We start from the raw sequence: 11,651 nt of genomic DNA, 5'->3' as shown, positions 1-11,651 counted from the left end.
AGAGCTATTAAAATAATACCCAACATAACGAAAGTAACAACCTCCCGGGTTATAAAAGATATAACTCCAAGGACAATAAAATACAAAGTATACAACCAGTTTTTCATTTTTTTTCCCCCTTCCCTAATAGTAAATAACCATACTTTGATTGAATCACTAAAGAAATGTTGCTTGTTCACTAGCATGTCCTGTAGCAATTTCTCTAAAAAAGTAAACTAGTTACAGCCATGCTTCTATCAAAAAAAGTCCAATTTACCAGCCCTTACGAATACATAAATAAGTTATATGAGCAAGATGGTGTTGACCATGCCAAGCATAAATGCCAATATTTTTTCCAATTGAAATTTCACCTGACTCTGGATGAACAAAGGTCTTCTCTAAATCCGTAAAGGTTAGGCTTTTTAATAGTTTAACCCATCTTATATGTAAGGCTTTAAGAAGAGATATGGAAGTCTCAACCGGAAGTTCGTAATCAGGAAGTTCTGCCCATTTTCCTTCGTTAAAAGGCTTGATTACTGGAGTATTTTCTGTGATTGCTAATTTAAATCGAATATATGCATTCATATGGCTATCCGCAAGATGATGAACTACTTGACGAACTGTCCACCCTCCTAAACGATAAGCTGTATCCATTTGTTGGTCATTCAAGTCACTTACAGCAACTGCTAATAATTCAGGCAAATCTTCAATCTGCTTAATCCATTCCTCAATCTCATTCCTAGTAATTTTTCCATCAAATTCAAACTCACCTATCGGGTATCTTTCATTCATATTAAGCACTCCTTTATTCAGTTTTTCTATCTCTTTACATCTTTTTTACTCAATTTTCCTGAAAAAAATCGAACATCTTGTTAAATGCTTTTTGTGCTGATTTTTCATGATATTTATGAGAAAATGGGTCACTAAACCCGTGATGGCCGTTAAATTTATGTACCTTTATATTCTTTTCTACTAAACGTTGGATTAACTCGTTCACATTAAACGATTTCTCTATTTCTGGAAAAAAAAGCAATGAAGGACATAAGGGTTCTATCTCTATATAGCTTCTTATACGAGAACCATAAAATCCGACAATTCCATCGACACCATTTTCATCACTACACAACCAAGCAATCGTAGCCCCCACACTAAATCCAACTATATATACTTTCTCATATCTATCTTTAATGTCAGACAATACACATTTGATTTTTTTAGAAGCATTTGTAAAACCTACGTTCTCCATAAAATGTTTATAAGCAACTTCCTCTTGAATATATTCAAATGATGTTTCACGTTCGTATAAATTGGGACAAATAACATCAAAACCTTTTTCTGATAATGTACGACAAATATAATTCATATGCTGATTAATTCCGTAAATTTCATGAACTACAATAATTAAAGAATTTGATCTATTTTGTATGTAAATCTAATACATCCCCCTTCTAGACTAAAATTAGCTGTAGCATCTTTTACTAAACTCTATTAAATATTTAAGTAGTAGTTCTCCTTAAACCCAACAAAATCTTTCTTCTAGCAGCCGTCTTCTTAAGACTTTTTTCTATCCTACCAATATTATAGAATATTTGCGATAATATGAAATAATAGTTTAAGAATAGGAGGTAAGAAAGTGCTTGAGATGTTTTTGTATAATTGGCAAATAAGGAATGATTGGTTTGAATGGTGTCTCGATTTATCTTTTGAAGAGCTAACAAAAAAACGTATAGGTGGGATGGGTAGTATTTTACATAATTTATACCATGTAATAGATTGTGAACAACTATGGATCAATCAAATGAATGGTACACCTGTTATAGAGAGTAATATTGACTTAATTACCAACCTTGAAGAAGTAATTAATTTTTCGAATGAAACAAAGCAAAATACTTATAATTTTATCCAAAAGTGGATTTCTAATCAGGACAATCAAGTATTAAAAATTACTAGTAAAAAAGGTATTACTTATTCATTTTCTTACGATAAAATTTTGCAACATATCATTTCACATGAAACGCATCATATAGGACAATTATCTATTTGGTCTAGGGAAATCGGTATTAAACCTGTATCTAGCGATATATTATTTAGAGAACCAAACTATTGATATGGACCTCTTCTTTGACTCACTTTTTAAAGAAGAGGATTTACTAAATCTATATTTTCCTGTTTAACTTTTGTACAAAATCTGGTTTTGTTACATATTCCATATAATTTACAGTCCCATTAAAATCTAAATAAGCTTGGTAACGTGCAAGTATAGCTGGAGCAGTAATTAAATCTAACACTTTATTTTTTGCCACCCAGTCACTTTCTGTCGTTTCATCAGAAGTACATAGTTCTCCACCAGTTGGCTTGCACAAAAAATCTACTATCAACTTAGTAGGGACATCCGTTTTATTGTCATACCATTTATGAATACCAGTATTTGAATAAATACCAATCATGTGAGAAACATCTATATCTATTCCGCTTTCTTCTTTTATTTCTCTACATAAGGCATCCATTAGATTTTCGCCTATTTCCACTTGACCGCCAGGAAAAACCCATCCCCCATGAAGTGTCTTCACTAACAGAATATCTCCTTTTTCGTTCTCTACTATTCCCCCAACTGCTAATATATGTGTTGGCATTTTCATTTTAAATTCCTCCTAAAATTTAATATGCTGTAAAAAAACTGTAGACTAAAGCCTACAGTTTTGTTGATTTTTGTTTTTCAGTTTGATGTAGCAAACGCAACTTTTCTTTTAACTGACGTTGATTCCATTCAATTGTGTCATCCGAAACAAATACAGCTTTTCTTCGTTTCGGAATGATTACTTGCCCACTCACTGCTCGCGTATAGCCCTCGATCATCGTGGCAACAGCTAATATAACGAGTGCGAAACAGATTGCTGGAGCAAGGGGCAGCCATGGAACACCTTGTAAATATCGAAACGAAGAACCAAATAGTCCAGCCCATTCATACGCTATCGATTTAGGTGGATCTCCAAACATCGGATCATAGCTCACATTTGTCCCCCCAATAAATAATTGAAGAAGTCCTAAATGTGTAAAAACAACTAATGTTTCAACCACTTGCTGACCATAAAGTACAAACAATTTTTCCCGCATCATTGGAAAGAGATGTCTCGTTATTATTCTTCGACGACTCGCTCCAAGTGTTCTTGCAGCTAAAATGTATTCCTGCTGATAAAGTAAATTCGCTTCATTCCCAATTAAAGCGGACACAATAGGCACGGTTATAATAGCCATTAACACAACTTGAATAACAATACGTTCCCATACCGTTGTAGAGAACCCTTCCATCGGCTCCCATAATACGGGAAACAACATGAGATAGGAAAATATGGTCATTGGCACATAATGTAGCGGATCAATAAAACTATTCAATAATGAACGTTTCTTTTGCCAATACGTACCTATGACAAAACCTAGGGGTACTGCAATAAACATACGGACTGCAGCAACTCCCATTGCAGCAATAATAGTATATTTTGCACCTAGCATAATTTTTGCAAACATATCATAACCGAACTGGTCTGTCCCAAAAGGATTAGCCCAACTAGGTGAAAGTGGGGCTGCTTCTACTAATTTACCTTTTTCGTATATAAAAAATGTTTGCTTAGGATCCGGTCCATTAATCCATTCGAATACAAAACTTCCTATTAAAAAGAATGCAAGAATGATAAATCCAAAAACAAAATAAGGTTGCTTCCAAACAGACTTCATAAGATAGCACCTCCCCGATTCAAACGGCGTAAAAAGTACCACTCACCAAAGCTGTAAAGTATGAAAACAGGTAAAAAGAAACTGCAAACTGTAATTAAAAAAAGCTCGCCAGACATGTTTTGGCTCAAGTGAAACATAATACCTGGCATATTGAACATTCGTTCTAAAATAAATAAATTAGAAAGCATAAACCACATTGTCTTTTTCGATTGAAAAAATATACTAACAATTGCATTCCTAAATATATGTANATTTAAAGAATAATATAAAAGGATTCTGTACATTTACTTCCACTTTACTTATGAGTATTAAAGAAATTAATAATAGCAACATTTTGTATCAGATCTTAGAAAGGAGACCTTATGAAAATGTATAAATCTATAATTTTAGAAAAGGTTTTTAATAAAAGTATGGTTAATAAGCGCATTCATGAAGGAATTGTTTATATGGAAGATACGAGAGGTGAATTTTCTTGGTACAAAGGCTATGGTGGTAAGGAATTAGATTCACCATTGCTTATGGCAAGCATAACAAAGCTTTTGACCACTGCTTGTATCTTAATTTTGCAAGAACAAGGAAAGCTATCTTTGAGTAATAAAATATCTGAATTTTTTGACCAAGAACATTTAAGTGGACTGCATATATACAAGTCAAAGGAATATTCATTTGACTTACTTTTATACGACTTGTTGTTTCAAATTAGCGGATTACCTGATAAATTTGAAGAGAAGAAGAGTTCAACTAAAAGAAAAGTTATTAATCAAGATTTCAGCTTTTCTTTTCATGAACTTTTAAATTGGGCAAAAGAACTAAAACCACATTTCATTCCGCGTACTAATGGAAAAGCCTATTATTCTGACCTCAACTTTGATTTACTTGGTGAAATTATTGAAAAGGTAAATGGAACGACACTGGCAGAAGCCTACCAGCAATTAATTTTTATTCCACTAGAGCTTAAGAATACTTATCTTCCACAAAGTGAAAATGATTTTATACCACATATTTACTATAAGGATAAAGTATTGAACCGCCCTATGTTTATTTGTAGTTGTCGTGCGAGTGGCGGTGCTGTTACTACTGCTAGAGAAATGATGATATTTATTAAAGCATTTTTTGGCGGTAAGTTGTTTAATAAAATTGTATTTGACGAACTAGCTAATTATAACAAGCTTCAAATCACAATGGGACCGATTAGCTATGGGGGAGGATATATGAGAATTACTCTTGGTGGATTATTAATGCCGTTTATGGAAAAGGGAGAATTACTGGGTCACTCCGGCTCATCTGGTTCCTTTGCATTTTACTATCCCCAGAAGGACATTTTTTTTGTCGGGGATGTTAATCAATTTGCTAACCCTAGTCTGCCGATTCGACTTTCTATAAAGTTAGCAATGGGAGTAAAGTAAGATATTTCACAAGCACTGATATGCTTAAAAACCAATAAACTGTAGAAAACTCACAAGAATGTGAGTGGTTTCTACAGTTATTATTATGCTAAACGATTTTTAGCTTCATTAATTTGTATTTTAACTTGCTCAAATCCAGTTCCACCTAATGAATTTCTTCTTTTTACGGCCGCTAATGGTGATAAGATATCGTAAATATCAGACTCGATTAGATTGCTTGCTTCTTGTAAATCTTCTAGTGGAAGATCCAATAAGAAATAGCCTCGTTGGATACATAGGAAAACCAACTTTCCTGTCACTTCATGTGCTTCTCTGAATGGAAGCCCTTTTGAAGCAAGATAATCAGCAAGTTCTGTTGCGTTAGAAAAATCTTTATGAACAGTATCGTGAAGTCGCTCTGTATGAACCGTCATTGTACGAACCATACCTTCAAAAATTTTCAACGATCCAACAATTGTATGAACTGTATCGAACATACCTTCCTTATCTTCTTGCATGTCTTTGTTATAAGCAAGGGGTAATCCTTTAATTACAGTCAGCAAGCCCATAAGATTTCCATACACACGCCCTGTTTTTCCCCGGATCAACTCGGCCATATCTGGATTTTTCTTTTGAGGCATAATACTAGAACCAGTAGAGAACGAATCATCCAGTTCAATAAAATTGAATTCTGAACTAGACCATAGAATAATTTCTTCGGCAAATCTTGATAGGTGTGCCATCAGCATCGAGGAGTTACTAAGGAATTCCACGATAAAATCTCGGTCACTTACAGCATCCATACTGTTAGCATATACATTTGAAAAGCCTAAATAATCAGCGGCCAATTTTCGGTCGATTGGAAAAGTAGTACCTGCTAGTGCACCTGCTCCTAGCGGAGAGATATCGATACGTTTAATCGAGTCATGAAAACGATCTTTATCGCGTTCTAGCATCCAGAAATAAGCCATTAAATGATGTGCAAACGAAATTGGTTGCGCTCGTTGTAAATGGGTGTAACCTGGTGCAAGAGTCTCCACATGTTTTTCTGCTTGTTCCACAAGTGTTTTTTGGAAGAGGTCAATTAACTCAATGATTTCACCTACTCTATTTTTCAGGAATAGATGCATATCAGTAGCTACTTGATCGTTTCGACTACGGCCAGTGTGTAGCTTACCGCCAACTGGACCAATTAGATCAATTAACATTTTTTCTAAGTTTAAATGAATATCTTCATTTGCAACAGAAAACTCTAACTCGTTTTCTGCTGCACGTTTTTTTAACTCTTCTAGACCAACCAATATTTGTTGGACATCTTTAGAAGGAAGGATTTTGCAATCTCCAAGCATTTTAACATGCGCGATACTGCCATCTAAGTCTTCCATTACTAGTGTTTGGTCAAAGCCAATGGAAGCACCAAATTCATCTACCCATTGCTCGGCAGATTTTTGGAATCTTCCGCCCCACAATTTGGTCATGATTGCACCTTCTCTGCTCCCTTATTCACCATAGCGTGAACTTTAGTTGGAAGACCCCAAAGTTCGATAAATCCAACTGCAGAAGCATGGTTAAATTCATCATCTTTTGTATATGTTGCAAGCTTTTCATTGTATAGAGAGTTTGGAGATTTACGCCCTTCGACAATTGCATGGCCTTTGAAAAGCTTCACGCGAACTGTACCATTTACATATACTTGTGTTTCTTTTAAGAAAGCCTCTAGTGCAGTTCTTAGTGGAGAGAACCAAAGTCCTTCATAAATAAGCTCTGTTAATTTTTTCTCCATCACTGGTTTGAAGTGAGCCAACTCTTTTACTAGAGTAATATCTTCTAACTCTTTATGGGCAAGTAATAGAGTATGAGCTCCTGGAATTTCATATACTTCACGTGATTTAATCCCAACTAATCGGTTTTCTACATGGTCAATACGTCCAACACCATGTTTACCAGCTAAAACATTTAATTTTAGGATTAACTCATATAATTTATATTCCACACCATCAAGAGCAACTGGGACTCCATTTTTAAACTCAATTTCAATAATATCTGGAGTATCAGGTGCATCCTCTAATGCAACTGTTAAATCATATGCATCAACTGGAGGTGCTGCCCACGGATCTTCTAGAATTCCACATTCATTTGAACGCCCCCAAAGGTTTTGGTCAATAGAAAATGGACTGTCTAAGTTAATAGGAATAGGAATATTTTTCGTCTTTGCATATTCAATTTCTTCCTCACGACTCCAGCTCCATTCACGAACTGGTGCAATTACCTCTAAACTTGGATTCAAAGCTTTAATCGAAACCTCGAAACGTACTTGGTCATTCCCTTTACCTGTACAGCCGTGAGCTACTGCAGTTGCACCTGTTTGTTCTGCAATTTCTACTAATTTTTTCGAAATTAACGGACGCGATAAAGCAGAAACAAGTGGGTATTTATTTTCATACCATGTATGAGCTTGAAGTGCTATAAGAGCGTATTCATTTGCAAATTCTTCTCTTGCATCGATCATATAGCTCTCGATAGCTCCAACTTGTAGGGCTTTGTTTTTAACAAACTCTAAATCTTTTCCTTCACCAACATCTAGACAAACAGCAACAACATCATATCCTTCATCCTTTAACCATGTGATTGCTACAGATGTGTCCAAACCACCTGAATAAGCTAAAACGACTTTTTTGTTCATTTTATATTCCTCCAATGTATGTTTATACGTTTTTTTAGTATTAATATACATAATGTAACATGCTTAATGTATAAATACAACTAATATTTTATGATTATGAGGAATATATTTCATTTTTTTATTTTACTAAAGTATCTTCTATTGTAGGTTTCTCTACTTTATTCTTAATCATATTTCAAATAAAAGTATATGTGATTTGAGTTGTATTAAGCTGTCTTTCAATTTCGTCAATTGTATTCTTTATAACTTCTACCTGTGTATGCTAAATAAACTTTTGGATAGCATCTTTATTACCTTCATTTGTAATATACCGGTTATTTCATCTCAAAGTGAATACCCTAGGTTTAGGAAATGATATTATTTTGTATACCCCTAACTTTCCCCTCCATCTAGATATATTAAAATTTAAAAGCACATGATTTGATTACCAGAGAAGAAACAAAGATAATAATACGAAAGGAGTGTGTTAGAATGAGTCATTTATTTTCACCTATAAAACTAAAAGGGCTTGAAATAAAAAATAGAGTTGTAATGCCACCAATGTGTCAATATTCCGTTGAAGCTAAGGACGGCATTCCAAATGATTGGCATTTTGTTCACTATGTTTCTAGGGCTGTCGGTGGGTCAGGTTTAATAATAGTTGAAATGACTGATGTGGAGCCTGATGGAAGAATTACGGACAATGATTTAGGACTGTGGTCTGATGAACAGATTCCTGCTTATGAAAGAATTGTCTCGGAAGTACATAAATATGGCTCGAAAATAGGTATTCAAATTGCTCATGCCGGCAGAAAAGCAACAGACGCCAAAGAACCTGTTAGTTCATCTGATATTCCAGTAGATAGTAAGTGGAAAAAGCCGAGAGCTCTTACAACTGATGAAGTGAAAGGAATGGTCAATAAGTTTAAAGATGCAGCAAAACGGGCAATTGTAGCTGGTTTCGATACAATTGAAATTCATGGGGCACATGGTTACCTAATTCATCAATTCCATTCACCTGCTATTAACAATAGATCAGATGATTATGGAAAAGATTTATCTAAATTTGGCGTAGAAGTTATTCAAGCAATTCGAAGTGTTATGCCTGATGGAATGCCGTTAATCATGAGAATTTCTGCTGTTGAATATATGGATAATGGATATGGTCTACAACATTCTTTAGAACTTGCTAAAAAATATAAAGAAGCTGGTGTTGATGTTTTCCACGTTTCAAGTGGAGGTGAGGCACCACCTGGTAAAGTAAAACCTGCAAATACACCAGGCTATCAAGTTCCATTTGCTCGTGCATTTAAACAAGCACTGGATTTACCAGTCATTGCTGTAGGTATATTAGAAGATGTTAATCTAGCGGAAAAAGTTATCGAAGAAGGCGATGCAGAATTAGTAGCCATAGGCCGTGGAATGTTGAAGGACCCTTATTGGGCACTTCACGCAGAAGAGTCAATCACAGGGAAAGTCGAGCCTCCTACACCTTATAAAAGAGGTTTTTAAATTGGCTATCTTATAGAACAGAAATTAGAACCTCCCTTTGCATATACATAGTGGAGGTTCTTTCATTTTCATCTTATTTTTTTCTCATTAAGTTGCTGCCATTAACATCTGTTGAAAATCCCCACTTCTCATAATAGGAAACTAATCGATCAGGACAATAAAGTTCGACTCTATCAACATCTCGTACAAGTGGATGGCTTAAAATAGAATCCATCAAAATCTTGCCAATACCACTATTTCTGTATTCTTCTTTTGCAATTACATCGAATATAAAAGCTCGGTAAACAGTATCTGTAATAACTCTTGCAAAACCAACCAATTCATCCGTTTCTTCATGAATAAGCCCAATAACTACATTACTATTTTCTAGCATTTTTTTAATATCTATCGTTTGTCTATTTTTCGTCCACCATTCATTTTTAAACAAAGCAAGTAAATGATTAAGCTGGTTCTCATTTAATTTTTCAATCACTTTATATGTCATTTTTATACTTCCCCTACTCTACTTAAATTAACTTAATAAAAAAATTCCATAGGATCATTACAAAGCTTATATCCATTCCTTTCGTAGTAATTTCTGCTAGCATCACTTGGCCATACGAGAATGAATTCATATTTATTTTCTTTCACCCATTCATGTATCGTCTTCATCAATTTACTTCCGATCCCTTTGCTTCTGTATTTTTTAATCGTAAATACATTCGTCATATAAGCAAATGGAAAAGTGATTCTTCCTGGACGAGGTACTTTTTGAATTAGTTCGATGTAAATATGGGATACGATTTTTTCGTCCTCCTCAGCGACCCAAATAAACCAATTCCCACTATTCATCGCATCTTCTAAAAATGTTTGACACTCCAATTTAAAAGATTCCATCTCGTTTTCACCGAAAGATTTCGTTTCATAATCTTCAATTGTAAAGTCCCATCTCATTTGTATTAATTGGTCAATGTCTTTTCTCTCTGCAAGTCTTATATTCATTAGTAAACTCCTTCCACTAACCATACTATTATGCATTCGTAACTATATAATTTATTAACCATGTACCTTCAACGTTGATAAATTCAAAATATGTGGTACTATGCCCTTCCAAAAAATATTCAGCGAAACCTATAGTCATCTTGTCATCCTCTAAATCATAAAATCGATACTCTAAGTTTTCTAAATTATGTACAGTTTTATCGTTAAGTTCGAGCCTATAGTTTTGTTGATCAAATAAAATGGAAGCGTCTTGTTCATCCATTTGAACATTTGATGAAGCGATGGAGGAGATATATAAAAAATCTTTTTTCTCCATAGCTGTTAAAAGTTTAAATGTTAAATTCATTGTCGTCCTTAAAGAATCTCTCTCTTCATCAAGAATCTTTTGCATTTCCGTTATTTGGTCTTTCAACTGCTTCTTTTCTATTTCAAGCTGAGCTATTTGCGATTGCAAATCTTTTTCTATTCCATTAACTTCATTAACTTTAGTGGAATCATCCTTACATCCTGATAACAACAGTAAAAAAAGGAGAGGGATAACTAATTTATTCATCCATTTATACCTCCTGTAACAATTTTCCTATCCTCTCTTTAATAATATGTTCTTAACATAAAAGGACTCTACCATGCCTTTTTTATATTAAGCACTTACTATTTTTGAAAAATATACCTGTATTTCATAATATTCTTCATCATGATAACTTAATCCTTCATCTAAAACATGTAAAACAATTACAAATAAAAAAAAGCACTTCTATACTATAAGAAGATGCTTCATTTATGGAGTTCCTCCTTTTATTTAAGAACTTAATTCACTAAGTGATTTGTGCAATTATAAAGAGAACAATTCCATTCGTTTTTCATGTGTGTCAGTAATGTAATCGATGCATTTTCAATATAAGTTGTTGTAAATTTCTCAGGAAGTAAATGTTGTAATGTGAGACCAATTAACGCACCATGACTTACAACTAAAATATGCTTATTTTTATATGTAGTCACTAATTCATCTAAAAATAACGACCCTCTACCAGAAACTTCTTCAAATTTCTCTATTCCGAGCTCCTGTTCTCTCCAATTGTTCCCCCATTTGTTTATCCTTTCTTCTTCCGTAGTTCCTTCGATATCTCCACAGTTAATTTCACGAATTCTTTCGTCAAAAATGCATGTAAGAGCATCTAATTTGCGAGAAATAATTTGAGCAGTTTCCTTCGCACGAAGTAAATCACTTGATACAATCATGTCCCATTTGCCTTCCATAGATAGTCTATCTGCTAGTGCATATGCTTGGTTTTCACCGGATAAATTTAAAGGGATATCAGTTATTCCATGGGCTTTTCCTAATACATTCCATTCTGTCATTCCATGCCTAATTAGTGCAACAGTAGTCAAATTAATCGTCT

Annotated in this window: 13 protein-coding genes; 3 read left to right on the top strand and 10 right to left on the bottom strand. The window is 34.2% G+C overall.

Going from position 1 to position 11,651, the window contains the following annotated elements:
* Nucleotides 1-252 precede the first annotated feature (252 nt).
* Both AN959_RS15105 and AN959_RS15100 read right to left on the bottom strand, forming a co-directional pair.
* A complete protein-coding gene (locus AN959_RS15105; RefSeq protein ID WP_056831847.1) occupies nt 253-771 on the bottom strand; it encodes a YfiT family bacillithiol transferase in 519 nt (172 codons plus the stop codon).
* A gap of 49 nt (nt 772-820) precedes the next feature.
* On the bottom strand, nt 821-1,405 hold the full coding sequence (locus AN959_RS15100) for a dienelactone hydrolase family protein (protein WP_156350806.1): 585 nt from the start codon (nt 1,403-1,405) through the stop codon (nt 821-823).
* Between the two features lie 216 nt (nt 1,406-1,621).
* Between AN959_RS15100 and AN959_RS15095 the strand changes: the two genes are divergently transcribed.
* The gene (locus tag AN959_RS15095; protein WP_253278928.1) at nt 1,622-2,086 is read left to right on the top strand and encodes a DinB family protein; all 465 of its coding nucleotides are present in this window, start codon (nt 1,622-1,624) and stop codon (nt 2,084-2,086) included.
* A 49-nt stretch (nt 2,087-2,135) separates the two neighbouring features.
* Here AN959_RS15095 and AN959_RS15090 read toward each other — a convergent pair whose 3' ends face one another.
* Nucleotides 2,136-2,618: an NUDIX hydrolase gene (locus AN959_RS15090; RefSeq protein WP_056831840.1), complete on the bottom strand. Its 483-nt coding sequence runs from the start codon at nt 2,616-2,618 to the stop codon at nt 2,136-2,138.
* 52 nt (nt 2,619-2,670) lie between these two features.
* Nucleotides 2,671-3,711 carry an ABC transporter permease gene (locus AN959_RS15085; protein ID WP_053588982.1) on the bottom strand — a complete coding sequence of 347 codons (1,041 nt, stop codon included), beginning with the start codon at nt 3,709-3,711 and terminating at the stop codon, nt 2,671-2,673.
* 368 nt (nt 3,712-4,079) lie between these two features.
* On the opposite strand from AN959_RS15085, the gene AN959_RS15075 reads away from it, so the two are divergent.
* On the top strand, nt 4,080-5,117 hold the full coding sequence (locus AN959_RS15075; RefSeq protein WP_253278920.1) for a serine hydrolase: 1,038 nt from the start codon (nt 4,080-4,082) through the stop codon (nt 5,115-5,117).
* Between the two features lie 83 nt (nt 5,118-5,200).
* Here the strand turns inward: AN959_RS15075 and argH are convergent, their stop codons facing one another.
* A complete protein-coding gene (argH, locus tag AN959_RS15070; protein ID WP_056831834.1) occupies nt 5,201-6,574 on the bottom strand; it encodes an argininosuccinate lyase in 1,374 nt (457 codons plus the stop codon).
* Entirely contained in the window at nt 6,571-7,779 is a 1,209-nt protein-coding gene (locus AN959_RS15065; protein ID WP_056831832.1) for an argininosuccinate synthase, read from the bottom strand. Before AN959_RS15065 ends, argH begins: the two co-directional genes overlap by 4 nt.
* A gap of 471 nt (nt 7,780-8,250) precedes the next feature.
* Here AN959_RS15065 and AN959_RS15060 point away from each other — a divergent pair, with 471 nt between their 5' ends.
* Nucleotides 8,251-9,270, top strand: coding sequence for an NADH:flavin oxidoreductase/NADH oxidase (locus AN959_RS15060; RefSeq protein ID WP_056831830.1), 1,020 nt, complete (start codon nt 8,251-8,253; stop codon nt 9,268-9,270).
* A gap of 73 nt (nt 9,271-9,343) precedes the next feature.
* On the opposite strand, the gene AN959_RS15055 is transcribed toward AN959_RS15060, so the two are convergent.
* The 4 genes from AN959_RS15055 to AN959_RS15040 all read right to left on the bottom strand — a co-directional run bounded on the left by AN959_RS15055 (nt 9,344) and on the right by AN959_RS15040 (nt 11,640).
* Nucleotides 9,344-9,754 (bottom strand): GNAT family N-acetyltransferase, encoded by a 411-nt coding sequence (locus AN959_RS15055; protein ID WP_056831828.1) that lies wholly within the window; start codon nt 9,752-9,754, stop codon nt 9,344-9,346.
* Between the two features lie 32 nt (nt 9,755-9,786).
* Nucleotides 9,787-10,251: a GNAT family N-acetyltransferase gene (locus tag AN959_RS15050; protein ID WP_056831826.1), complete on the bottom strand. Its 465-nt coding sequence runs from the start codon at nt 10,249-10,251 to the stop codon at nt 9,787-9,789.
* Nucleotides 10,252-10,279: 28 nt separating this feature from the next.
* The gene (locus AN959_RS15045) at nt 10,280-10,804 is read right to left on the bottom strand and encodes a hypothetical protein (protein ID WP_056831824.1); all 525 of its coding nucleotides are present in this window, start codon (nt 10,802-10,804) and stop codon (nt 10,280-10,282) included.
* 254 nt (nt 10,805-11,058) lie between these two features.
* Entirely contained in the window at nt 11,059-11,640 is a 582-nt protein-coding gene (locus AN959_RS15040; protein ID WP_056831822.1) for a histidine phosphatase family protein, read from the bottom strand.
* Nucleotides 11,641-11,651: the final 11 nt, after the last annotated feature.

The sequence above is a fragment of the Psychrobacillus sp. FJAT-21963 genome (genome assembly GCF_001420585.1).
Taxonomy (GTDB): domain Bacteria; phylum Bacillota; class Bacilli; order Bacillales_A; family Planococcaceae; genus Psychrobacillus.
The sequence above is the reverse complement of the archived record's forward strand: the minus strand, read 5'-3'. Positions and strand labels throughout refer to the sequence as shown.